22 protein-coding genes, 1 riboswitch and 1 other annotated feature (1 of these 24 cut by a window edge) are annotated in these 23,160 nt (G+C 53.5%); of the genes, 19 read left to right on the top strand and 3 right to left on the bottom strand.

Annotated features, from left to right (window positions below):
• Positions 1-219: 219 nt before the first annotated feature.
• On the top strand, positions 220-1,287 hold the full coding sequence (locus NYE69_RS22950) for a hypothetical protein (protein WP_340928072.1): 1,068 nt from the start codon (positions 220-222) through the stop codon (positions 1,285-1,287).
• A gap of 149 nt (positions 1,288-1,436) precedes the next feature.
• Here NYE69_RS22950 and adhP read toward each other — a convergent pair whose 3' ends face one another.
• On the bottom strand, positions 1,437-2,462 hold the full coding sequence (adhP, locus tag NYE69_RS22945) for an alcohol dehydrogenase AdhP (protein WP_340928071.1): 1,026 nt from the start codon (positions 2,460-2,462) through the stop codon (positions 1,437-1,439).
• A 593-nt stretch (positions 2,463-3,055) separates the two neighbouring features.
• Complete coding sequence (locus NYE69_RS22940; RefSeq protein ID WP_340928070.1) at positions 3,056-3,469, bottom strand: MerR family transcriptional regulator; 414 nt, start codon at positions 3,467-3,469, stop codon at positions 3,056-3,058.
• 94 nt (positions 3,470-3,563) lie between these two features.
• Here NYE69_RS22940 and NYE69_RS22935 point away from each other — a divergent pair, with 94 nt between their 5' ends.
• From NYE69_RS22935 to NYE69_RS22850, 18 genes are all read left to right on the top strand, one after another.
• Positions 3,564-4,418, top strand: coding sequence for an SDR family oxidoreductase (locus tag NYE69_RS22935; RefSeq protein WP_340928069.1), 855 nt, complete (start codon positions 3,564-3,566; stop codon positions 4,416-4,418).
• 160 nt (positions 4,419-4,578) lie between these two features.
• Positions 4,579-4,773: riboswitch (FMN riboswitch) on the top strand.
• 324 nt (positions 4,774-5,097) lie between these two features.
• The gene (gene ribD, locus NYE69_RS22930; RefSeq protein WP_328271817.1) at positions 5,098-6,207 is read left to right on the top strand and encodes a bifunctional diaminohydroxyphosphoribosylaminopyrimidine deaminase/5-amino-6-(5-phosphoribosylamino)uracil reductase RibD; all 1,110 of its coding nucleotides are present in this window, start codon (positions 5,098-5,100) and stop codon (positions 6,205-6,207) included.
• A gap of 23 nt (positions 6,208-6,230) precedes the next feature.
• Positions 6,231-6,917, top strand: coding sequence for a riboflavin synthase (gene ribE, locus NYE69_RS22925; protein ID WP_328271818.1), 687 nt, complete (start codon positions 6,231-6,233; stop codon positions 6,915-6,917).
• 28 nt (positions 6,918-6,945) lie between these two features.
• Positions 6,946-8,184: a bifunctional 3,4-dihydroxy-2-butanone-4-phosphate synthase/GTP cyclohydrolase II gene (locus tag NYE69_RS22920; RefSeq protein WP_240751852.1), complete on the top strand. Its 1,239-nt coding sequence runs from the start codon at positions 6,946-6,948 to the stop codon at positions 8,182-8,184.
• Positions 8,185-8,243: 59 nt separating this feature from the next.
• Positions 8,244-8,717 (top strand): 6,7-dimethyl-8-ribityllumazine synthase, encoded by a 474-nt coding sequence (ribH, locus tag NYE69_RS22915; protein WP_124332649.1) that lies wholly within the window; start codon positions 8,244-8,246, stop codon positions 8,715-8,717.
• A gap of 78 nt (positions 8,718-8,795) precedes the next feature.
• Positions 8,796-9,617 carry a segregation and condensation protein A gene (locus NYE69_RS22910; RefSeq protein ID WP_340928068.1) on the top strand — a complete coding sequence of 274 codons (822 nt, stop codon included), beginning with the start codon at positions 8,796-8,798 and terminating at the stop codon, positions 9,615-9,617.
• Positions 9,586-10,218 carry an SMC-Scp complex subunit ScpB gene (gene scpB / locus NYE69_RS22905; protein ID WP_124332651.1) on the top strand — a complete coding sequence of 211 codons (633 nt, stop codon included), beginning with the start codon at positions 9,586-9,588 and terminating at the stop codon, positions 10,216-10,218. Before NYE69_RS22910 ends, scpB begins: the two co-directional genes overlap by 32 nt.
• Before the next feature lie 201 nt (positions 10,219-10,419).
• Positions 10,420-11,100, top strand: a complete 681-nt coding sequence (locus NYE69_RS22900; protein ID WP_340928067.1) for a DUF2953 domain-containing protein — start codon at positions 10,420-10,422, stop codon at positions 11,098-11,100.
• On the top strand, positions 11,073-11,588 hold the full coding sequence (gene ytfJ, locus NYE69_RS22895; protein WP_051985382.1) for a GerW family sporulation protein: 516 nt from the start codon (positions 11,073-11,075) through the stop codon (positions 11,586-11,588). The genes NYE69_RS22900 and ytfJ overlap by 28 nt, the downstream gene beginning before the upstream one ends.
• A gap of 124 nt (positions 11,589-11,712) precedes the next feature.
• A complete protein-coding gene (locus tag NYE69_RS22890) occupies positions 11,713-12,939 on the top strand; it encodes a D-alanyl-D-alanine carboxypeptidase family protein (protein WP_340928066.1) in 1,227 nt (408 codons plus the stop codon).
• Positions 12,940-13,004: 65 nt separating this feature from the next.
• The gene (locus NYE69_RS22885) at positions 13,005-13,640 is read left to right on the top strand and encodes a nucleoside recognition domain-containing protein (protein WP_316561025.1); all 636 of its coding nucleotides are present in this window, start codon (positions 13,005-13,007) and stop codon (positions 13,638-13,640) included.
• 6 nt (positions 13,641-13,646) lie between these two features.
• Complete coding sequence (locus NYE69_RS22880; RefSeq protein WP_276323188.1) at positions 13,647-14,180, top strand: spore maturation protein; 534 nt, start codon at positions 13,647-13,649, stop codon at positions 14,178-14,180.
• 134 nt (positions 14,181-14,314) lie between these two features.
• Positions 14,315-15,067, top strand: a complete 753-nt coding sequence (locus NYE69_RS22875; RefSeq protein ID WP_340928065.1) for a pseudouridine synthase — start codon at positions 14,315-14,317, stop codon at positions 15,065-15,067.
• A gap of 365 nt (positions 15,068-15,432) precedes the next feature.
• On the top strand, positions 15,433-15,960 hold the full coding sequence (locus NYE69_RS22870) for a redoxin domain-containing protein (RefSeq protein ID WP_036621886.1): 528 nt from the start codon (positions 15,433-15,435) through the stop codon (positions 15,958-15,960).
• A gap of 18 nt (positions 15,961-15,978) precedes the next feature.
• The gene (gene resB / locus NYE69_RS22865; protein WP_340928064.1) at positions 15,979-17,655 is read left to right on the top strand and encodes a cytochrome c biogenesis protein ResB; all 1,677 of its coding nucleotides are present in this window, start codon (positions 15,979-15,981) and stop codon (positions 17,653-17,655) included.
• The gene (gene ccsB, locus NYE69_RS22860) at positions 17,652-18,914 is read left to right on the top strand and encodes a c-type cytochrome biogenesis protein CcsB (protein WP_340928063.1); all 1,263 of its coding nucleotides are present in this window, start codon (positions 17,652-17,654) and stop codon (positions 18,912-18,914) included. Before resB ends, ccsB begins: the two co-directional genes overlap by 4 nt.
• Positions 18,915-18,976: 62 nt before the next feature.
• Positions 18,977-19,693, top strand: coding sequence for a response regulator transcription factor (locus tag NYE69_RS22855; protein WP_328271694.1), 717 nt, complete (start codon positions 18,977-18,979; stop codon positions 19,691-19,693).
• Positions 19,694-21,130, top strand: a complete 1,437-nt coding sequence (locus tag NYE69_RS22850; RefSeq protein ID WP_340928062.1) for an ATP-binding protein — start codon at positions 19,694-19,696, stop codon at positions 21,128-21,130.
• 82 nt (positions 21,131-21,212) lie between these two features.
• On the opposite strand, the gene serA is transcribed toward NYE69_RS22850, so the two are convergent.
• Positions 21,213-22,802, bottom strand: a complete 1,590-nt coding sequence (gene serA / locus NYE69_RS22845) for a phosphoglycerate dehydrogenase (protein WP_340928060.1) — start codon at positions 22,800-22,802, stop codon at positions 21,213-21,215.
• 280 nt (positions 22,803-23,082) lie between these two features.
• Positions 23,083-23,160, bottom strand: a binding site (T-box leader) (it continues 149 nt past the right edge of the window).

The raw sequence follows: 23,160 nt of genomic DNA, 5'->3' as shown, positions 1-23,160 counted from the left end.
AACTCTTTTTCTTTATCCCGTCACAGCCCCCACCCCCCTGCCCCCCTGAACGAAAGGGATAATCGTGCAAGCAGCATGCAGGGACACTAAGACATGAACGATGTATAAGATTTTAATTTTGGAGATGAAAATTTGCCCTTTTTCAACAATGGGATGGGAAAATGAAAGATTTTAAGCAAATCCCTCAGCCGATGAGGAAATAATAAGGAAGATACCGTTTTGAAAAAATTATTAACTATACTAATTTGTGCATTAACTTTAATAGGGTGTAATCATGAATCCAGTATTATTGAACCAAATGCAACTGATCCCGAAAGCGAAACAAAATCAGTTTCGCCGATAGTCTATAAAACTTTTGCAAATGAAGAATTCACCATCCAATATCCGGAGGATTGGGATGAGTTCGATATCACTATATTTAATAACCCCATGATCAAAATGGCTGTGAAAAACAATAATTCTGAAAATTCGTTTGCTGACAATATCAATGTGGTAGTCGAACCCAACAATTTCTCGAGCATGTCGGCCAAAGATATTGCAGAGTATGCCGTAGAAAATTTAAAGCAAAATCAAAGTGCTGCGGGGATGGATAATTTTAAGAAGCTGAAATTCGAGGATAAAATGTTCTTTAGTAGGGATGCAGGTATTTTAATATGTGAATACAAGCACAGCGCTACTGGCGCCCAAGTTATTTTGACTCAGTTTATTGTACCGCTAGAGTCAAATATCTACACAGTTTCTATCTCTTTATCAAATGATTCTTATAAATCGATCGGAGAAGATTTAGTCAAAAATGTATTTGGGTCGTTCGTGGTCAGCGATATAGAAAAGAATGCCGAGGAGAGTCAAGCAGCGTCTCAAAATCAAGCAATTAACGGTTCTTATGAATGGAACCTTGCTGATGAAAACCCAGAAACGAATGGAAATGTTATCATTGCTTTAGATTACTTAATTGAGTCTGGACCATTAACGGAAGGCAGTCATGAAGATATTGCCAAAGTTTTTAAGGCTCCGTGGGATTATTATGGAAAGCCTATTGCCTTTGAAGGAATCGTCAGTTTAGTCCAAGACTACCCACCTGAATCTGAAACTTTTTTACGTTCAGAAGTATTACTGTCAACTGAAGATAACACTATTATAGATATACTTTCAACAGTTCCAAGTGGTAACTTAAAAGAAGATGACGCCGTGTCGATTAACGGATTGGTCGTCGGAAGAATGGAAGTAGAAAATGCAATCGGTGGCACCTTTACCCACCTTATTGTTATCACAAATAATCTGGAGTAACTAACTTATCTCATTGATGCGCAGCTTGTGAATAATATCTAAACTTAAACGTTGGCTGGACCATGAAGATTTGCAGTTAGCGGTGATCGCCCGAATCGAGCTGCAAAAGAAACAGGCTATGGTGCTCTAGAGCCTGTTTCTTTTGGATTCTATTGGGAAGAAGAGGTGAAGTCAATGACCATACGGCCCTGGATTTTGCCTTCCTCCATCTCCTCAAAGATATGGTTGATGTCCTCAATCGGACGTTTGCTGACGATCGGCACGACTTTGCCTTCCGCGGCGAAGCGGAAAGCCTCCTTCAGGTCTTCGCGGGTTCCAACCAGGGAACCGATGACCTGAATACCGTCCAGAACGAGACGGGGAATGTCCAGGTCCATCTTGTCCGTCGGAAGGCCTACGGCTACAACACGAGCGCCTGCCTTGACCACGTCAATCGCCTGGTTGAACGGCTTCTTGGCCACGGCGGTAACGACAGTGGCGTCAAGGCCGGCTCCGTTGGTCAGCTCCTTGGCTTTGTCGGCCGGATTCTCCTTCAGGCTGTTCACGGCATAATCCGCACCGACACTAAGCGCCAGCTCCAGCTTCTCGTCGCTAATATCGAAAGCCACTACTTTGGCATTGAATACGTGCTTCGCGTATTGCACGGCGAGGTTGCCCAAGCCGCCGATACCGAAGATGCCAATCCACTGTCCGGGCTGGATGCCGCTGACCTTAACCGCCTTGTAGGTCGTCACCCCGGCGCAGGTGATGCTGGTCGCTGCAGCCGGGTCGAGCTGCTCCGGTACTTTGACTGCGTAATCCGCCTTGACGATACATTGCTCTGCCATTGCGCCGTCTACGGTATATCCTGCATTTTTGACCTCACGGCACAGCGTTTCCCGGCCCGTCAGGCAATATTCGCAGCGTCCACAGCTCTCGAACAGCCATGCGATGCTGACCCGGTCTCCAACGCGCAGGTTCGTGACCCCTTCGCCCAGTTCAACGACTCTGCCGATGCCTTCGTGGCCCAGCACCCGGCCCGTTACGTCGCCGAAGTCCGCGTTTTTAACGTGCAGATCGGTGTGGCATACCCCGCAATATTCCATTTGGACCAAAGCCTCGCCGTGCTTTAGGGGACGAAGCTGCTTGTCCTCGATGTGAACGTTTTGATCCTTCGTAACAACAGCTGCTTTCATGATCATAGATCTCCTTTGGCTGATATCGTTGGTATCACTGCTTCATACAGAGACTACCCGATATCATTCGAATTCTGTTTTGGAAATATACCGTAAGAATGTAAGATGACAAGCACATATATGGTTAACCGTAATTGATATGAATTATCAACTACGAGGTAACGGGGGCAATTCCATAGCAATTTTTATCGGCAATTAAGTTTAGAGAGTAAAACAAAGAATATTTCTTTATTGAGCTGTCTTTCCCATATTGGTGAACTTGTGATGAGATTCTCACTCGGAAACTTGGTTTAGCTTGCGTAGAAGCAAAGCCAGAAGGGCACCGACAATCCCCAGCCCAAGCAGTTAATGGAGGAGGGGGTAGTCACAGGAGTTTGCCGTAAAGTGGATCCGTGTTATCCCCAGCAGTATGAAAGCTATTGTCTAACGTATATTGAACCTTTGTTTAATCCAAACCTTGGAGAAAGTACGAGCTCTTACGAAAGATGCGACAAAAATTTAGGAGAAGAAAGAATGTAAGTCACCTCATTAAGCCATCGGGAAACGATGGCTTATGCCATTAATTATCCATTTCAAACAAAACCATAAGCAACTCAATCGGAAGAACTGGCATACCAAGTCCTTTGCATCTCTTGAGCTTTTTGCGGATCGTCCATGAGCAGCGTCTTGTACTCCAGCATCTTGTTAAGGGTGTTCAGCATTTGGTCGTATTCTTCCTTCTTGCTTTCGATCTCCCTTTTCTTGCCGCGAATCCATTCAATAATCTGCAGATTGGTGCTCATATTGGTGTCGCATTCCTGCAAAGCTTCCTTCAGTTCGGCCAGCGAACAGCCGATGGACTGGAAATTCTTGATGAGCCTCAACCGCTCGACAGCCTCTTGCGAATAGTTACGGTAATTGTTGCTTTCTCGCCGGACATGCCGAGCATCCAGCAAGCCTTCCTTTTCATAAAAGCGGATCGTATGGATCGTTAATCCCATCTTGTCCGCCAGTTCCTGAATCCTCATGATCATTTCTCCTTTGGGCCGCTTGCCCTAGAGTTCACTTCATAGTTTATGCTTAACACGTTCAAGCAGTCAACTCATGAAGGAGGATATCATTATGCATGTTTTTGTTACAGGAGCAACAGGGTATGTCGGTTCCGCAGTTGTCCGGGAACTGATCGGCGCGGGACATACAGTTACGGGTCTTTGCCGTTCTGAAGAGAAAGCCGCGGGATTAAAGGCGGCGGGAGCCGAAGCGCTATACGGCACGCTGGACGATCTCGATACTCTGCGCAGTGCCGCCGCGGCTGCGGACGGCGTGATTCATCTGGCGTTCACCGGCGACTTTTCCGACTTTGAAGCTGCGCTGGCTCTGGATTTGCGGGCCGCCCAAGCCATGGGGGCGGCGCTCGAAGGCTCCGGGAAGCCGTTCATTACCACGGGCCACCCTCACGAAAATGGACATACCGTGGACGATGCCGTGCTCGCCATGGCAGAGCGGGGTATTCGGGCATCCATCGTCACGCTTGCACCGACCGTGCACGGCGAAGGCGATAGGGCCTTTGTGCCGACGTTGATCAACATCGCCCGGGAGAAGGGCTTCGCCGCCTACATCGGCGACGGAATGAACCGCTGGCCGGCGGTTCACCGCCTGGATGCGGCGGTTCTGTACCGACTGGCGCTGGAATCCGCCCCGGCGGGCTCACGGCTGCTTGGCGTCGGCGATGTAGGCATTCCGTTCCGCGAGATCGCCGAGGTCATCGGGCGGCAATTGAACGTGCCGGCGGTTAGCATCACATCTGAAGAAGCAACCGCCCATTTTGGCTTTCTTGGCCCCATTGCGGCATTCGACATCGCAGGCGTGTTCAACACTGCGCAGGGGAGTCTGGCAACACGGGAGCTTCTGGGCTGGAAACCGGTGCAGCCCGGACTGATCGCCGATCTCGAAGAAGGGCATTATTTTGGGGTGTAGAGATTAAAGTTCCAAGAGACCCGTTCTTTCGGTGGCTGGAAGGCACGGATAATTCAGACATGTAGTTTAATTTAGAGTGGAAATGTTGCATTTTTCATTTTGTGGTGGTAACATTACCGCAGAGCCTATGACATGTCATAGGACCACAACCAAATAAGCTACAATCCTTCGGGGCAGGGTGCAATTCCCTACCGACGGTGATGGCTGAAACGGATAGCGGCGATTTTCGCCGGTCGGTATTAATCCCTCCGTTTCAAGCACGAGTCCGTGACCCGCGAAGCGCTGAACAAGCGCAAGCGGCTGAGCCGGTGAGATTCCGGGACCGACAGTATAGTCTGGATGGGAGAAGGAAAACGCGAAAAAACACGCTCGTTTTAGCTATGCTTTGATTATTTACTATTTCGGTGTGTGTTTGCAACCAAAGAGCTTTTTGTATTTCAAGTTCCGTATTTCACAAAGTTTAGTTGCGCGATGAAATGGCGGCTTGAATATACGGCGTCTTTAGGCTACCCGTCTTTTTGGCGGTATTGTCTTTGCCGTCTGCTCTTTTAGCTTGCGTCTTGCGTAGGATAACTCTCATACAACCCTGCCGGATTGGTTTCGGCAGGGTTATTTGGTTTTGTTTGGGGTTTTGGTTTGAGATTTATGTGATTTTGGATTCGGCGGGAGGCGAGAGGCAATGCAAGTGATCGATGATGAATACTACATGGGGCTGGCCCTGGATATGGCCGAGCGGGCCCAAGGCCAAACCGGCGTCAACCCGGTGGTCGGCGCGGTGGTCGTAAAAGACGGCGCGCTCGTCGGCCTGGGGACGCATCTTGAGCGCGGCACGCCGCATGCGGAGGTTCACGCGCTGAACATGGCCGGAGCGAACGCCAAGGGCAGCACCGTTTACGTCTCGCTGGAGCCCTGCAGCCATTACGGTTTGACGCCGCCTTGCGCCGAGCGGCTGATTACCGAGGGGGTCAAGCGGGTCGTGATCGCCTGCGAGGATCCGAATCCCCAGGTTGCCGGCAGGGGCATCGCCATGCTCCGCGATCAGGGGATCGAGGTAAAGGTGGGCGTGCTCCGGGAAAGGGCCGTGAAGATCAACCGGAAGTTTATCAAATTTATTACGACGGGGCTCCCCTACGTCACGGTCAAAACGGCCAGCACGCTCGACGGCAAAATCGCCTCCCGCACCGGGGACAGCAAATGGATTTCCAATGAAAGCGCGCGGGAAATCGTGCATACGATGCGGCACCGGCATCAGGCGATTATGGTCGGCGTCTCCACCGTCGTTGCCGACGATCCGCAGCTCACAACCCGGCTTTCCGTTCCGGGGCTGTCGCCGGTCCGGTTGATCGTCGATTCCACGCTGCGGATTCCCGAAACGGCCAAGGTGCTGCAGGATCATGCGGCCCCGACGATCCTGCTGACGACGGAGCGGGCCGATCCGGCCAAGGCGGAGCTGCTAACAAGCCTGGGCGCCGAAGTGATGCGCTGCGGAAACGGGCCGCAGGTGGACCTCAAACTTGCCCTGGAACAGCTCGGAGCCAAAGGCATCTCGTCCGTGCTGGCGGAAGGCGGCGGCCGCTTAAACGGCTCGCTTTTGCAAAACCGGCTTGTGGATGAAATCGTGTTGTTTTTTGCCCCCAAGCTAATCGGCGGCGGCCAAGAGACGGCGGTGAATTTCAGGTTTGCCGGCTTCGATTTGATGCGGGACGCCGTCACCTTGCGGGATATGGAAATAACGCAAATCGGAGATAATGTGTGCATCCGGGGTTATCCGGTTTGGAGCGAAACGTAAATGAACCAGAGGAGGGAAAAGAGATGTTCACGGGACTTATCGAGGAAATCGGAACGATGAAGTCGATCGGCCGCAAGGGAGAGGCGATGCTGCTGGAAATCTCCGCGCAGGTGGTCACCGAAGATATCAAAATCGGGGACAGCGTCGCCGTCAACGGAGTCTGTCTCACGGCCACCGCCGTAGGCGCCGCCTCCTTTACGGTCGATGTGATGCCGCAAACGTACCGGAATACGAATTTGAAAGATTTGAAGCCGGGCAGCCGGGTCAATCTGGAACGGGCGATGGCGGCAAACGGGCGCTTCGGCGGCCATATCGTTCAGGGGCATGTCGACGGCGTCGGGAAAATCGTCGGCACAGGCCGGGACCAGAACGCGGTCGTATACGAAATCGCACCGCTTCGATCTTCTTTGTTCAAATACATCATTCCCAAAGGTTCGGTTACGGTGGACGGCATCAGTCTGACGGTCGTGGAGGCCGGGAGCGGGAAATTTGCCGTTTCGATCATCCCCCATACCCTTTCCGAGACGGTGCTTGCGTTTAAACGCCCGGGAGATACGGTAAATGTGGAATGCGATGTGCTGGGAAAATACGTGGAGCATTTGCTGAAATACGGAAAAAATCACGGCGAACCTGAGGATGAAGGTCCCGGCAGCCCAACCGGCCAATCCGGAATCGATCTGCCGTTTTTGACCGCCAACGGTTTTGCCTAAAGTTTGTTGAAACAGGAGGGGAAAAAGCATGAGCGAGATACGATTGGACCGTGTGGAAGATGCGATCTACGAGTTAATGCGAGGCAAAGTTATCATCGTCGTAGACGATGAAGACCGGGAGAACGAAGGGGACTTCGTCGCCCTGGCGGAAAAAGCGACGCCGGAAGTGATCAATTTTATGATCACGCAAGGGCGCGGACTCGTCTGCCTGCCGATCACGCAGGAGCGGGCCGAAGAGCTTGATTTGCAGCCGATGGTTGCGCAAAATACCGATTATCACGGGACGGCTTTTACCGTGTCCATCGACCATGTAAATACGTCGACCGGGATTTCCGCCTATGAACGTTCGCTTACGGTCAAAGGGATTATGGACCCGAACGCGAAGCCGGCGGACTTCCGGCGGCCCGGCCATATGTTCCCCCTGATCGCCAAAAAAGGCGGCGTGCTCCGGCGCGCGGGCCACACGGAGGCCGCGGTCGATTTGGCCCGTATGTGCGGCTCGTATCCGGCGGGGGTCATCTGCGAGGTGATTAAGGAAGACGGGACGATGGCCAGACTTCCGGATTTGGCCGAGATCGCCAAAACGTTTGATCTGAAGCTGATCAGCATCAAAGACTTGATTCATTACCGCAACGAAAAGGAAAAGCTGGTCAACCGCGAAGTCGAAGTGCGGATGCCCACCGATTACGGCGAATTCCGCGCGGTCGCTTATACGAACGAGGTTGATTCGAAAGAACATGTGGCGCTGGTTAAAGGCGAAATCAACAGCACTGAGCCGGTGCTCGTCCGCGTTCACTCGGAATGTCTGACCGGCGATGTGTTCCATTCGCATCGCTGCGATTGCGGCCCGCAGTTTGAAGCGGCGCTCCGGCAGATCGAGGAAGCGGGGAACGGCGTGCTACTGTACATGCGCCAGGAAGGACGAGGCATCGGGCTGATCAATAAACTGAAAGCCTATAAGCTGCAGGAAGAAGGTTACGATACGGTCGATGCCAATCTGAAGCTCGGTTTTCCGCCCGATCTCCGCGATTATGGGATCGGCGCGCAAATCCTTAAGGATTTGGGCGTGCGGAAAATCCGCCTGCTGACGAACAACCCGCGCAAAATCAAAGGCCTGGAGGGATACGGCCTGGAAGTGGTCGAGCGGGTGCCGATTCAAATGAAGGAAAACGCCGATAACGCCAAGTACTTGCATACGAAGCAGACGAAGCTCGGCCACCTGCTGAAGTTCGACGATCTTGAGCAAGACGAGTCGCCCCGGGTCTGACAGGCCGAAGGGCGAACCGCTAGCGATTTTCATTCCAATAATGAAAGGTATGATTCGATATGGCTAACGTAAACGTATTTGAAGGGCATTTAATATCGGAAGGGTTAAAATATGCGATCGTCGTGGGGCGCTTCAACGAGTTTATCACGAGCAAGCTGCTGTCCGGCGCGCTGGACGCGCTGAAGCGGCACGGCGCCAAGGACGAGGAAGTCAGCGTCGCCTGGGTGCCGGGCGCATTTGAAATTCCGTTTGCGGCTCAAAAACTGGCGGAAAGCGGCAAATACGACGCGGTCATCACGCTGGGCACCGTTATCCGCGGCTCCACCTCGCACTACGATTACGTCTGCAACGAAGTCGCCAAGGGCGTCGCGGCGGTTGGCCTGAAAACCGGCGTTCCGACGATCTTCGGCGTTTTGACGACGGAAAATATCGAGCAGGCGATCGAACGCGCCGGCACCAAAGCCGGGAATAAGGGTTGGGACGCGGCGATAACGGCGATCGAGATGGCAAACTTGACGAAACAGCTAAAATAGTGCTTATTTAATGTAGTACTCTAATCGACGTTAGGGTACTACTTTTTTCATTTTTAAGGTAAACTTATTTACATATGTATGGTTACGGGTGGAGGATGTTCATTGACGACAGTATTGTACAAGCTGGAAACCTTCGAGGGGCCGCTGGATCTGCTTTTGCATTTGATCGACAAGGCGGAGATCGACATTCAGGATATTTCCGTCAGCGAAATTACGGATCAGTACCTCGAGTATTTACAAGACATGCAGGAGCTTGAGCTTGAAGTGACGAGCGAGTTCCTGGTGATGGCGGCGACGCTGCTGTCGATGAAAAGCAAGATGCTGCTGCCCAAGCCGCCCGTAATCGAATTTGACGATGATTTCGATTATTTGATGGAGGATGACGAGGACCCGCGGGAAGAGCTGATCCGCAAGCTCATCGAATACCGCAAGTATAAGGAAGTCGCCGGGCATTTGCACGAGCGCGAATGGGAGCGGAGCCTGATCTTCTCGAAGGAGCCCGAGGATTTAACTCCGTTTATGCCCGAGGTGGTGGAGAATCCGGTCAAAGGACTGCACGCCGCCGATTTGATCGCCGTGTTCCAGAAAGCGCTGAGACGGGCGGCCAAGCGAAATACGGTAGCGCGAATCCATCGGGATGAAATATCGGTCAAGGACCGGATCAAGGAAGTGGTGTCGGCCCTCCAGGAGTTGGGGAGGGGCGGAAGACTGCTGTTTTCGAAGCTGCTGCATGACGGGATGTACCGGCATGAGATCGTCGTAACCTTTTTGGCGGTGCTGGAGCTGATGAAGATGAAGCAGATCGTTTGTTACCAAAACAAATTGTTTGATGATATTGTCATGGAGTGGAGAGGGGAAGGAAACATCAATGGATTTTCAGGAATTGAAATCGATTATTGAGGGGTTGCTGTTTCTGGCCGGGGAAGAAGGCCTCAGCTTGAAACAGCTGGCCGAGGTAACCGAGCAGCGGCAGGAACTCGTCGCCGACGCGCTGGAGGATATGAAGTCGTCGTTCGAGCGGGCCGAAAGAGGGCTGCAGATCGTGCAGATCGCGGGCAATTATCAGCTTGCGACGCTGCCGGAGCACGCTCCTTATTTCGAGCGGCTGGCCTACTCCCCGTCCCGTTCTTCCTTGTCCCAGGCCGCGCTGGAGGCGCTGTCGATCATCGCCTACCGGCAGCCGATTACACGGGTTGAAATCGAAGAGATCCGCGGCGTGAAATCGGAAAGGGCCATCCATACTTTGGTGAATAAGGATCTGATTGAAGAAGTAGGACGTGCGGATGCGATCGGCCGTCCGATATTGTACGGGACAACCAAAGCGTTTCTGGATTATTTCGGACTGGCCAGCCTGGACGACTTGCCGGATCTGGCCGATTTCGAAAGTCCGGAACAGCTGGAGGAAGAGACGCAGCTGTTGTTTCAAAAGCTGGAGGAGCAGCAGCTGACCTTCGACGACGTGGACGGCGAAGAAGGCGCCGGATCCAAGGAAAATTTTTGAATGCAGGCCGTTTGGAAGGTGGCTACACCTTTTGAACGGCCTGTTTTGCCAGGAGTACCCATCCCTCCAATCGCTCAAATGTAGAAGTCAGAGCCATTAAAGAACGCCGTCAGGCGTTTTTCTTAATTCGCGAATTTTTTCCTGTCCGGGAAGGCATACTACCATGGAGAATTTTATTTGATAGGTATGGAGGGCTTTCCCGTGTGGATTTGGCTCGGAGGCATCCTGATCCTGCTGCTGCTCATCATTTTTTTGATTTTGATGTCCAAAGTCCGCCTGCGTTTGTTCATCCGGAAAGTAAACGATGACGATACGATAAAGCTCGATATTACGATGCTTTACGGGCTGTTATCCATGCACTATCAGGTGCCTTCCATCCTGCTGAAAAACTGGCGGGAAGGACTGGAGATTGAGCAGGAGCGAAGCGAAAACATGATTTTTGATTCGTCCGACAGCAAGCGGGACATCAACAAGGATAAGGTGAATTCGTGGATCGATGATTTGGATCGAATGATAAAGGCGACGAAGGGGTTTAAAAAATGGCTGAAAAAGACGCTGCGCCGGGTTACTTTTCAAGGAATGGAATGGTCCACAAACGTCGCGCTGGACGATGCCGCCCATACGGCGACCTTAACGGGAGCGCTTTGGGGACTTAAATCGACGCTGGTCGGATGGTTGACCCGCCATATCTCTTTACAACAAAGACCCAAGCTGTTTGTCGTTCCTGTATTCGGCGGCAAGCCGTTATTTACCACGGAACTCAGCTGCATAGCGGAAATTCGCTGCGGTTATGCTATATATGCAGGACTGGTACTTATAGTTCGCGTGTTAAAAGTGAAGGGAGGAGTGAAAAAATGGCTGAACATCCTATCCAAGGGTTAATGCAAACGGCGATGGAAAACATCAAGGAAATGGTGGATGTCAATACGATCGTAGGCGAGCCGGTGCAAACGGCGGACGGCGGCGTCATTTTGCCGATCAGCCGCGTCGGTTTCGGATTTGCCGCCGGGGGCAGCGATTTCAACGTGGACGAAAAAAACGGTGCTTCCCATGAAGGGGGCAGACTTCATCCGTTTGGCGGCGGCAGCGGCGGCGGCGTTTCGATTAATCCGATCGCCTTTCTCGTCGTCGGAAAAGCGGGCGTTCATATCGTTCCATTGGACAACCAAACCCATCTGGTGGAAAGAATCATCGATTCTGTTCCGGGGCTCATCGATAAAATCCAATCGATGTTTCCGGGCAACGGCACCGCAAATGCAGGCATGATGATGGGCCAAACCTTTCAGGCCGCGCAAGCCCCCCAGACCGCTCAAGCCGGCATGAACGAGCCGAATGTGAACCCTGCCCCTGCCGTTAATCCTTTCGCCTGACCGACCGATCCTTTCCGGGACCTCCGGGAGGGGTCTTTTTTTGGCGGGAAGCTTGGACATACTCCCTCTTTCCGCCGCATATAGTTAACCAAGAACTCGCTACATATTACCGGAGGAATCTATGATGAGGAATTTATCACGATCCCGCGCGTTGAGAAGCTTCTGCGGAAAGGTGGCGGGGATACTGATTTTGCCGCTTCTGTTGCAGACCGGGACGGTTCAGGCCGCTCCTTCCGCGGCCGAGCCGCAAATTCACGCCCAGGCGGCGGCGTTGATCGATGTGACATCGGGGCGGATTTTGTACAGCCTTGAAGGGGACAAGGAGCTGCCGATCGCAAGTTTGACCAAAATCATGACCGCCATCGTCGCCATTGAGCACGGGAAGCTGGAAGATACCGTCACCGTGGGAAGAAACGCTTTCGCCAAAGAAGGGTCGTCTTTGTATCTGCGGTTGGGCGAAGAGATGAGCCTGGAAAATATGCTGTACGGGCTGATGCTCCGTTCGGGCAACGACGCCGCCACGGCGATTGCCGAGCATGTCGGCGGCTCCGAGGAAGGCTTCGTATACCTGATGAACGAAAAAGCCAAATTGCTGGGCCTGGCGCATTCGCATTTTCAAAATCCGCACGGTTTGGATGCGAAAGGCCACTACTCTTCGGCGAACGATTTGGCCAAGCTGACCGCCTACGCGCTCAAAAATCCGCAGTTTAAGGAAATCGTCCGCACGCCGAGCAAAAAGGCGCCGAATCCGAACGACCCTTGGGACTATAAATGGCTGAACAAAAACAAAATGCTCCGTTTCTATGAAGGGGCGGATGGCGTGAAAACCGGGTATACGAAAATCGCCAGACGCTGCCTTGTCAGCTCGGCGACCCGAGCCGGCCAGCAACTGGCGGTCGTCACGTTAAACGACGGGGATGATTGGAACGATCACCGGAAGCTGCTCGATTACGGATTCGCGAATTTTCCGCTGACGAAAATTATCGAGGAGGGCCAAACGGTTCAAAGCGGTTTGATTACGGGAACCGGCTTCAGTTACCCGCTGGCCAAAGGGGAACAGGAGAAAATCGAAAGAAGGCTGAAGCTCAGCTCGCCGGCCGCCGCCTCGTTTGGCTATCGGGGAAAAATCAGCGTGATGCTGGACGGCAAAGAAATCGGCGCCGTTCCCGTTTATGAACAAGGGACGGACGGGCAGACACCGGGCCGGACGGCCGATACCTGGGGGGCCAAGGATTCGGGAAATACGTCGTTATGGGCGGAGTCCGGGGCATATGCCAACCGGGTAAAATTCCCGGAAGCCTGGGGCGGAACGTTCAAAAAAGTAATCCAAACCCTGTTGCTGGCCGATTAATGCGGCTGCCTCATGCAGGGAAGGCTATGGGAAGATTATTTATTGGGCAGAGGAGGGGAAACCATTTGGTCAATAAAATATGGCTTGCACTTATTCTGATCGGATTTTCGTTTGCGGCGGCCAAAGGGGAAATCGGGACGGTGACGCAGGCCGCCTTCGACGGGGCGGCAACGGGGGTTACCGTCTGCTTCGGACTAATCAGCGTACTGGTGTTTTGGCTTGGGATCATGCGGCTGGCGGAGGATTCCGGCCTCGTCAAGGCGATTTCCCGCCTGCTCGGTCCGGTGGTCGCCTATCTGTTCCCGGACGTGCCGAAAAACCATCCGGCCATGGGCTACATTTTGTCCAACATGAGCGCTAATTTGCTGGGCCTAGGCAACGCCGCCACGCCGATGGGAATCCGGGCGATGCAGGAGCTGCAGCAGCTCAATCCCGACAAGGAAACGGCGTCGCCGGCGATGTGCACGCTGTTGGCGCTGAACACCGCGAGCATCACACTGATTCCGACGACGCTGATCGCGATCCGCATCAATTTCCATTCGGCGAATCCGGCCGAAATCGTTGGCTCCACCTTGCTCGCCACCGCGATTGCCACCGCGGCCGCCATTGTGGCGGACCGCTGGTACCGGAGGCGGAGCCTGCGCAGGACGCCGCCCCAGGCTCCCCCGACCACGCCGTCTGCGACTTTGCTGGAGAGGTGATGCCGCTTGCTGGATTGGCTTAACGTGGTTTCCGCTTGGGCGGTGCCGGTAATGATCGCTTTTATACCGTTATATGCTTATTTAAAAAAAGTGCCTGTCTATGAATCATTTGTTGACGGGGCCAAGGACGGTTTCTCCACCGCGATCGGCATCATCCCTCACCTCGTAGGCATGATGGTGGCAATCAGCGTGTTTCGCGCTTCGGGGGCGCTGGACGCGCTGGTCGGCTGGATGGCGCCGCTGCTCGCGCGGCTGAACGTACCGCCCGAGGTGCTTCCGCTTGGTTTCCTGCGGCCGCTGACCGGAACGGGATCGCTCGCTTTTACGACCGATCTGATCAAAACGTACGGCCCGGATTCGATGATCGGCCGCATCGCCTCGACGATTCAAGGAAGCACGGACACGACGCTGTATGTGCTGACGGTTTATTTCGGCGCGGTCGGCATCAAAAACGGCAGGTATGCCTTGAAAGTCGGGCTGTTTTCCGATGCGGTCGGATTTGTGGCCGCGATCGCCGTTTGTTTGCTGCTGTTTGGATGATTAGACGATTATATGAAGCCAGGGCCGTTCATGGCGTTTTCCAAGCCGCTGTGGGCGGCTTTTTTCTGTACGCGCGGCGGCTATTGTGATTTTGTGCGTCTATGGGTATCATGTGTATGAGGTGACTATTGATCATGGAAAGATTACAGAAAATATTAGCCGGTGCGGGCGTGGCTTCCCGCCGTAAATGCGAGGAACTGATTTTGAGCGGCAAGGTGCAGGTGAACGGCGAAACCGTCACGGAGCTGGGCACTAAGGCGGACCCGGCCGCCGACGTCATTACGGTGGACGGCAAACCGATCGGCGCGGAAAAGAAGCTGTATCTCGTATTCAACAAGCCGAAAGGAGTTATTACGAGCGCGTCGGATCCGCAAGGCAGAAAAATCGTCACCGATTATTTAAAAGGCGTCAAGGAGCGGGTTTATCCGGTAGGACGGCTTGACTACGATACCGAAGGGCTGCTGCTCCTGACCAATGACGGGGAATTCGCCCATTTGCTGACGCATCCGAAACACCATGTGCCCAAAACGTATTTTGCCACGGTCAAAGGGGTGCCGCACGGCGATGATTTGGAAAAGTTGAAGAAAGGAATCATGCTTGAGGACGGCATCACGGCTCCGGCCGAAGTAGAGTACCATGACGTCGATCCGGAAGGGAAGTTCGCCACCATTTCCATCACGATTCATGAAGGGCGAAACCGTCAGGTGCGGCGCATGTTCGATGCGATTTCTCACCCCGTATCCAAGCTGAAGCGGATTTCCTTCGGCGATCTGTACCTCGGCAATTTGAAGCGGGGGCTGTACCGCCACTTGACCAAAGAAGAGGTCGACGGCCTCTACAAGCAAGCCCGCAGCGCCTCCTCTACCCCTGCTCCCAAGCGCAAATAGTGCGTAAATGAATCAGCGGCAAAGGCAAGAGGGTTCAATATTCTAAAGCATACCCGTTTTAGAATATTGAACCTAGGTGAAATGGTTCTGGAGAAGCTAAAAGCTTTCTGGCAGAAAGCTGCTTCGGAAGAACATTTCACCCGTCTGCCCCTATCCGCTCAATCACTAGTTCAACTTATTAACTCCGATCGTAAGAATGAAATCAGCCCTCTAGGCGAGTAATAAATATTGCCGCACTTTTCGCGCGTCACATAATATTCATATTTCCCAAGGCTGAAATTGTGGCAATTTTCGTTATAATGTTCATAGAGTGTTCACGATTTGTTCAATGCTTTATGATTATGTTCATAGAAAGGAAGTTTTCGATGGGAAAGGCAAGACGGCCGATTCAGATCGTGATCTTAATGCTAATTGTTATCCTGGGTGGTTATGCGATCAGCAACGCGGTGTTTGGCGACGACTCCGGCAAGCCCGTCGTAGGAGAGAAGCCTCCGGCGTTCAAGCTGCTGGGTCTTGATGGCAACGTACATACACTTGGCGATTACAAAGGCAAAGCGGTGGTCATCAATTTCTGGGCGACCTGGTGCACGTATTGCGTCAAGGAAATGCCCGCCTTGCAGACCCAGTGGGAAAAGTGGAAGGATCAGGACGTCGTCATCCTCGGGATCAATACGGGGGAGGACAAGATGACCGTGGAAAACTTCGTCAAGCAGACCGGCGCCGGATTTCCTATTTTATTCGACAGCGACAACACGGCGGTGCGCGATTATGGGATCGTGCCGATGCCGACGACGTTTTTTGTGGACAAAAAAGGCAAAATCGCCTCCATCCATCAGGGAGAGCTGAACCTTGACACCCTCGACGATCAAATTGCTCAGTTGGTTAACCCTTGATAGGAGAGGAGGGGGAAAATGGCGTTCATCGAAAATACAAAATGCGAATGCGGCCACCAGAACCGGGTCGGCACCGTGTTATGCGAATCTTGCGGAAAACCGCTGCAGGATGACGGAGCTCCCGGAGAGCTGCTGGAAATGCGCTACGACGGCGTGGCCAGAAGATCGCAGCGGGCCAACCCGAACTTCATCGACCGGATATGGAATTTTTTCTCCTCGGTGAAAGTCGCGGTTTATCTGATCATCATCACCCTGATCGGCGCCAGTCTCGGCACGATATTCGAGCAGGAAAGCAATTTTATCAATTTCGATCCTTCCACCTTCTACAAAAATAAATACGGAACGATCGGCGAGATTTACTACAGATTGGGCTTATCGCACACGTACGAATCGTGGTGGTTCATTCTGCTGCTGGTGATGATCGGGGCCTCCCTCGTCATCTGCAGCCTGGATCGGGTGCTGCCGCTTTACAAAGCGCTTTCAAAACAGAAGATCCGCAAACATCCGGAGTTTTTGACCCGGCAAAAAATCGTTTACCAGGGCCAAATCGGCGAGGACGGCAAGGCCTGGGTCCAGCGGGCGGTCCAGCCGCTCCGCAAAAAACATTACCGCGTCCATACGGACGGGGATGCGCTGCTGGCCGAAAAACAGCGGTTCAGCCGTTGGGGGCCGTATGTCATCCACATCGGGCTGATTGTTTTTTTGCTGGCCGTATTGTTCCGCGGGCTTCCGGGACTGCACATGGACAAACATTACTGGTTCCCGGAGGGGGAAATCACCCGGATTCCCGATACGAACCTTTATTTGAAGAACGAAAAATTCACGGTGGAATATTACAGCGAGGACGAAATGTCGGAGGACTTCAAAAAGACCGGCAAGATTGTCCCGAAGCTGTACGAAACGCAGGCCGTGCTGTACGAATGCACCGCCGATTGCGACGATCCCTCGAAGCACCCCCAGCTCAAGGAAGTGGAGCGGCATGCGATCCGGGTCAACGACCCGCTGAGCTATAAAGGCCTGAAGGCGTATCAGTTCGACTTCGACCTGACGCCGAAGCTGCGCTCCGTGCAGCCGGTGCTGGTGGACAAGGTGACGGGGGAGCAGTACGGGAAATTCAAGCTGGAGATGAAGAATCCGCAGCGCGAATTTAAGCTGGGGCCTTACACGCTGGAGCTTCAGAACAAATACATGGAATTTTCCCTGAATGAACAAGGGCAGCCGGTCTCCTTGTCCGGGGAGCCCAACGCGCCGGCCTTTTTATTTTTGGTCAAAGGTCCGGATTTGCCCAAAGAAGGCGCGCAATACATTTACTTCCCGAAACAGGTCGACAAGGAACGCTTCCAGCAGGATGCGATCAACGAGAAGCTGGGCGGTTTGCAGAACAAGCTTACGCTTGATGTCCTCGGGATGGAGGATGTCGATTTCATCAGCGCCTCCAGTTACCTGAACATCCGCGTCGACCGGGCGATGCCCTTTGTCTGGCTGGGGCTGGCGATCGTCATGCTCGGGCTCGTTCTGGGATTCTACTGGCAGCATCGCCGGATTTGGCTGCGCGTGGACGGCGGCAAGCTGACGCTGGGCGGGCATACGACGAAAAACTGGTTTGGCATGCGCCGCGAAGTGTCCGCGTTTCTGAAAGCGATGGGTATTGATGCGGATGAGAAGTCATTGGAAAACGGGGGGAAACGTCCATGATATTTTTGGAAATCAGCCGGGCAGCTTTTATGATCGCATTTTTCCTGTATTGCGCTGCCTTTATTTTTTATATCGTTGCCGTGACCGGGAAAACGTGGAGAAACCGCGACCCGAAGCGGCATGAGCACAAGTGGGGCCGCATCTCGTTTGCGGCCTCCTCGTTGGGCCTCGTCTCGCATTTAGTCTATTGCGGAACGCGCTGGGCCTACAGCGGGCATGTGCCGGTCAGCAATATGTACGAGTTCATGACGTTTTTGTCGATGATGATTATGATCGCCTTTACGGTCGTCTTTTTGATCTACCGCAAAATTTTGCTCGGCGTATTCGCGCTTCCGCTGGCGATTATCATTATGGCCTATGCCGCCGTGTTTCCGCAGGAGGTTCAGCCGCTGATTCCTTCGCTGCGTTCCATTTGGCTGTATATCCATGTCACGCTGGCGGCTACGGGAGAATCATTTTTTGCCGTCGGCTTTATCGCCGGATTAATGTATTTGCTGCGGGTCATCGACTTTAGAGGAACCGATAAATCCGCGCGCCGGCAAAAACGGTGGATTGAATTTACGTTTTTTTCGATTATGATAGTAGTGGGCTTTCTTGTTTCCGTATTCGCTTTCCGGGCCGCCGGATATGAAGCGGTGTTCATACAAAATGAGACAAAGATTGACAGCCAAGTACAAGGGGATAGTACAATAGGAAAAGAAGTTTATCAGCTTCCGCCGATCGTAGCACCGTATCATAGCGAACCTGCGCAAATCAAACCGTTTTTGGGAATGGCGCAGCCTTTGTTCGAGGCCCCTTCCTGGATGAACGGCGCCAATGCCGGACGCAAGCTGAATACGATCATCTGGGCAATACTAACGGGAGCGGTGCTTTATGTACTGATTCGTGCGCTCCTTCGCAAACCGCTGGCTCAGGCGCTGGCTCCGGCGGTGCGGGCCATCGATCCGGACGATCTGGATGAAATCAGCTATCGGGCGATCGCGATCGGGTTTCCGATCTTTACCCTGGGCGCGCTTGTGTTTGCGATGATCTGGGCGCAGCAGGCTTGGGGAAGATTTTGGGGTTGGGATCCGAAGGAAGTATGGGCCCTGATTACATGGCTGTTCTACAGCGCGTATCTGCACCTTCGTTTATCGAGGGGCTTTCAAGGCCGCCGGGCTTCCTGGCTAGCGGTTTTGGGCTTCCTCGTGGTCATGTTCACATTGGTAGGGGTTAACCTGGTTATCGCCGGCCTGCATTCTTATGCGGGCACCGATTAAATAGCAGCACATCAAATGGAAGCTCACGCGCAATAGGTAAGAAGATGAAGGGGTTGTTGTTAATGTCAGATGAAACGAACCGCATTTTGGTAGTCGACGATGAGGAAAGAATCCGCCGGCTGCTTAAAATGTATTTGGAAAAAGAAGGCTACGAAATCGATGAGGCCGAGGATGGCGAAACGGCTTTGAAAAAAGCGACGGTCAACGACTACGGGTTGATCGTGCTTGATGTTATGCTGCCGGGAATCGACGGGGTCGAAGTCTGCAGCCGCCTGAGACAGATCAAATCGACGCCGGTGCTGATGCTGACGGCCAAGGGCGAGGAAATCAACCGGGTTCAGGGATTTGAAGTGGGCGCCGACGATTACGTCGTCAAGCCGTTTAGCCCCAGAGAGGTGATTTACCGGGTGAAAGCGATCATGCGCCGGGCCTCGGCGACAGCCTATTTGTCCAAAGAAAGCGGGACTAGCAACAATATCGTGTTTCCTCATCTCGTCATCGAGCATGACGCTCACCGGGTTACGGCAAGCGGCCAGGAGGTCAGCCTGACGCCTAAAGAATATGAGCTTCTGCATTATTTGGCGGTTTCCCCGGATAAAGTGTTTTCTCGGGAGGAACTGCTGAAGGACGTCTGGAATTATGAATTTTTCGGCGACCTGCGGACGGTCGACACCCACGTGAAGCGGCTGCGGGAGAAGCTCAACAAGGTTTCGCCGGAAGCCGCCGCGATGATCACGACCGTATGGGGCGTGGGCTACAAGCTGGAGGTCGCGAAGTAAGTGAATTTCTGGAGAACGCTGGTCGGCAAGCTTTGGATCACGATAACCTGCCTCGTTGCTTGCGTGTTGATGTTGATGGGGTTGTTTCTGCTGCCTTACATCGATACGAATTTCACCAATTCCGGAGCCGTGAAGAGACTGTTTGTCATCGTCGCGATGATCGGGTTCTCGCTTACGACGTTTTTTGCGTTGTTTCTGTTCACAAAAATCACGCAGCCGATGCAGAAGCTGATTCAGGCTACCGATTCGGTGCGCAAAGGCAAATACGATACCCGTCTTTCGTTGAGAACGAGCGACGAAATCGGCGAATTGGCGATCGCGTTTAACCATATGGCGGAAGAGTTGGAAAATACGATCCGCAGCCTCAGGCACGAGAAGGAGCATTTGTCCAGCGTGCTGCGCAGCATGAATGACGCGGTCATTACGCTGGACCGGGAAGGCGCCGTCATCTTGACGAATCCGCCGGGGGATCAAATCCTCAGCATGTGGGGAGATTTGGATGAAGAAGACGCCGGCTTCGAAATAGGCGGACAAGACGCCGGGGGAAGGTTGGCGCCGCAGCCGCTGCTGCAGATGTTTCGCCGTGTGCTGGACCGGGAAGGCGACCAGCGGATGAACGTGCATGTCATGAAAGGCGTGTGGTCGGTCCATATGGCCCCCTTGTCGTCGGACGGGGAAATCCGCGGCGCGGTCGCCGTCCTGCGCGACGTTACTGAAGAGGTGCGCCTGGAGAAGATGCGCCGGGATTTTGTGGCCAACGTCTCGCACGAAATCCGCACGCCGCTGTCGATGATGCAGGGGTACAGCGAAGCTTTGCTGGACGGGATGGCGGCTTCTCCCGAAGAAAGCGCGGAACTGGCGCGGGTGATCCATGAGGAATCGCTGAGAATGGGCCGGCTTGTCCATGATCTGCTCGACCTTGCCCGGATGGAAGCGGGACATACCGATATGGATAAGCGGCCGGTTGATTTTCGCGGGCTTGCCGAGCGGGTGTACCGCAAGTTCATGGTCCGGGCCAAAGAGCATGGCATCGACCTGAAGCTTGAGCTGGGCGAAGGCCCGCTTTGCCTGGAAGCGGACGAAGACCGGATGGAGCAGGTGCTCACCAACCTGCTGGACAACGCCTTCCGGCATACGCCGGAAGGGGGGACGATCGGCATTTCGGCAGCCACCCGGGACGGCGAGCCCGGCAACGAGCTGCACATTTCGATTAAGGACAGCGGGGTGGGGATTCCAAGCGACGATCTGCCGTTTATTTTCGAGCGTTTTTACAAGGCGGACAAAGCCCGGGTACGGGGAGAGAACGGGGGAACGGGACTCGGCCTCTCCATCGTGAAGAACATCATCGACGCCCATCACGGCTCGATCCGCGCCGAAAGCGGCGTCGGCAAAGGTACCGTTTTTCACATCGCGCTCCCTGTCGAAACGGGACAATAATCGTAAAAAGAAAAACATCCTTCGCAAGAGAAGGATGTTTTTTTGTTGAATACCGCAGATAAATCTTGTTCATCGTGGAACATTATTCGAAAATGATTTGCAGCGCCTTATTCAGTTCGGGCAGCTTCGTCAGATCGTCAAGCACTTCTTTCGTCACGGCCTTGTCCACCGTCAATACCATGATCGCTTCCCCGCCGACCAGCTTGCGGCCGACCTGCATGGAGGCGATATTGACGTCGTTTTTGCCGAGCAGGGTGCCGACGTTGCCGATAATCCCCGGTTTGTCATTGTGCGAAATGAAGATCAGATGCCCTTCCGGAGCAACGTCGACCGGGAACTTGTCGATTTGCACGATGCGGGCTCCGTAACCGTTAAGCAGCGTGCCGGCGATCCGGCGTTCCGCGCCGTCCTGCGTTTTCAGGGTGGCGCTGATCAGGTTGGTGAAGCCTTTCGTCGCCGAAGCCTGGGACACGACAACGTTAATGTCGCGGACTTTCGCCAGATGCATGGAGTTGACGATATTTACGTCGCTGCCGAAATGGCGGGACAATACGCCCTTGATGATGTAGCGCGTAAGCGGCTGCGTATCCACCTCGGCCAGGTCGCCGGCGTAATCGACGTGAATTTCTTTGACCGCCTGGTTGTTAAGCTGGGACAGGAACACGCCGATTTTTTCGCCAAGCTCGAAATAAGGCTGCAGCTTGTTCATAACGCTAGGTGCGACAGGCGGCATGTTGACGGCGTTTTTAAACGGCTCGCTGCGCAGAATATGCAGCACCTGCTCCGACACGTCGATCGCAACGTTTTCTTGAGCCTCCACCGTGGAAGCGCCAAGATGAGGCGTGACGATAATTTTCGGATGGTGCAGGAAAGGATGATCCGCTTCCGGCGGTTCTTTTTCGAAGACGTCAAAGGCGGCGCCGGCCACGATCCCTTGATCAATCGCTTCAACCAGCGCCTGTTCGTCGACGATACCGCCGCGGGCGCAGTTGATGATCCGCATGCCTTTTTTCATCACTTCAAATTGCGGACGGGCGATCATATGCTTGGTTTCCGGTGTCAGCGGCGTGTGGACCGTAATAAAGTCGGCGTTTCTGACGATGTCGTCGACCGTGGCCAGCTTGACCCCAAGCTTCTCGGCGCGATCTTCCGTCAGGAACGGATCGTAGCCTAAAATCTCCATCCCGAACGCCTTGGCGCGTTTGGCCACCTCGCTGCCGATCCGGCCCATGCCGAGCACGCCCAGCGTTTTGTTGCGCAGCTCGACGCCGAGGAACTTGCGGTCCCACTGGCCCGAGATCGTTTTGGCGTAGGCCTGCGGGATATGGCGGGCGAGCGCCATCATCATGGCGAAGGCGTGTTCGCAGGTCGTGATCGTGTTGCCGTCCGGCGCGTTAATCACGATGATGCCGCGTTTCGTAGCGGCTTCCAGGTCGATGTTGTCGACCCCGACTCCTGCGCGGCCGATCACCTTCAAGCGGGAAGCGGCGGCCATGATTTTTTCGGTGACCTTCGTTTGGCTGCGCACCAGCAAACCGTCATACTCGGCGATGATTTCTACAAGCTCGTCCTCGCTGAGTCCCGTTTTCTTCTCGACCGCGATGTCGTCTGCATCCATCAGCTGCTGAATCCCCATATCGCTGATCGGATCCGATACTAAAACTTTAAACATGTTTGAACCTCCTAAAAGTTTTGTATAGCAAGGCTTCCTCGAAAGTTCTTCGTACAAAACTTCCTTCGGAAGCATAAGCTTAAGTTTTGTATAGCAAGGCTCCCTTGAAAGTTCGACGTAAAAAACTCTCTTCGGAGCATAAGCTTACGGTAGTGCATTAGCGCTTTTTTTCGTTACTGCAGAAAAGAATGGAGATAATGGGGTGCGTCCCACAAGATGCCAGCCCATAAAAGGGCGTGCGGGCATTAAAAAAACTCCCGATCCGCACACTACTTCCGTAGTAAGGGACGAGAGTTGTTCGTGGTACCACCCTAATTCGCTGCGCCTTCGCAGAAGCAGCCTCATTTGTCATCGCTGA

Source organism: Paenibacillus sp. FSL R5-0527 (genome assembly GCF_038008055.1).
Taxonomy (GTDB): domain Bacteria; phylum Bacillota; class Bacilli; order Paenibacillales; family Paenibacillaceae; genus Fontibacillus; species Fontibacillus macerans.
The sequence above is the reverse complement of the archived record's forward strand: the minus strand, read 5'-3'. Positions and strand labels throughout refer to the sequence as shown.

Bases quoted from the DNA above. Each gene is read 5' to 3' on its own strand.
- adhP (WP_340928071.1), bottom strand. From the start codon at position 2,462: ATGAAAGCAGCTGTTGTTACGAAGGATCAAAACGTTCACATCGAGGAC.
- NYE69_RS22940 (WP_340928070.1), bottom strand. From the start codon at position 3,469: ATGAGGATTCAGGAACTGGCGGACAAGATGGGATTAACGATCCATACG.
- NYE69_RS22935 (WP_340928069.1), top strand. From the start codon at position 3,564: ATGCATGTTTTTGTTACAGGAGCAACAGGGTATGTCGGTTCCGCAGTT.
- ribD (WP_328271817.1), top strand. From the start codon at position 5,098: ATGCAAGTGATCGATGATGAATACTACATGGGGCTGGCCCTGGATATG.
- ribE (WP_328271818.1), top strand. From the start codon at position 6,231: ATGTTCACGGGACTTATCGAGGAAATCGGAACGATGAAGTCGATCGGC.
- NYE69_RS22920 (WP_240751852.1), top strand. From the start codon at position 6,946: ATGAGCGAGATACGATTGGACCGTGTGGAAGATGCGATCTACGAGTTA.
- ribH (WP_124332649.1), top strand. From the start codon at position 8,244: ATGGCTAACGTAAACGTATTTGAAGGGCATTTAATATCGGAAGGGTTA.
- NYE69_RS22910 (WP_340928068.1), top strand. From the start codon at position 8,796: ATGGTTACGGGTGGAGGATGTTCATTGACGACAGTATTGTACAAGCTG.
- scpB (WP_124332651.1), top strand. From the start codon at position 9,586: ATGGATTTTCAGGAATTGAAATCGATTATTGAGGGGTTGCTGTTTCTG.
- ytfJ (WP_051985382.1), top strand. From the start codon at position 11,073: ATGGCTGAACATCCTATCCAAGGGTTAATGCAAACGGCGATGGAAAAC.
- NYE69_RS22890 (WP_340928066.1), top strand. From the start codon at position 11,713: ATGAGGAATTTATCACGATCCCGCGCGTTGAGAAGCTTCTGCGGAAAG.
- NYE69_RS22875 (WP_340928065.1), top strand. From the start codon at position 14,315: ATGGAAAGATTACAGAAAATATTAGCCGGTGCGGGCGTGGCTTCCCGC.
- NYE69_RS22870 (WP_036621886.1), top strand. From the start codon at position 15,433: ATGGGAAAGGCAAGACGGCCGATTCAGATCGTGATCTTAATGCTAATT.
- resB (WP_340928064.1), top strand. From the start codon at position 15,979: ATGGCGTTCATCGAAAATACAAAATGCGAATGCGGCCACCAGAACCGG.
- ccsB (WP_340928063.1), top strand. From the start codon at position 17,652: ATGATATTTTTGGAAATCAGCCGGGCAGCTTTTATGATCGCATTTTTC.
- NYE69_RS22855 (WP_328271694.1), top strand. From the start codon at position 18,977: ATGTCAGATGAAACGAACCGCATTTTGGTAGTCGACGATGAGGAAAGA.
- serA (WP_340928060.1), bottom strand. From the start codon at position 22,802: ATGTTTAAAGTTTTAGTATCGGATCCGATCAGCGATATGGGGATTCAG.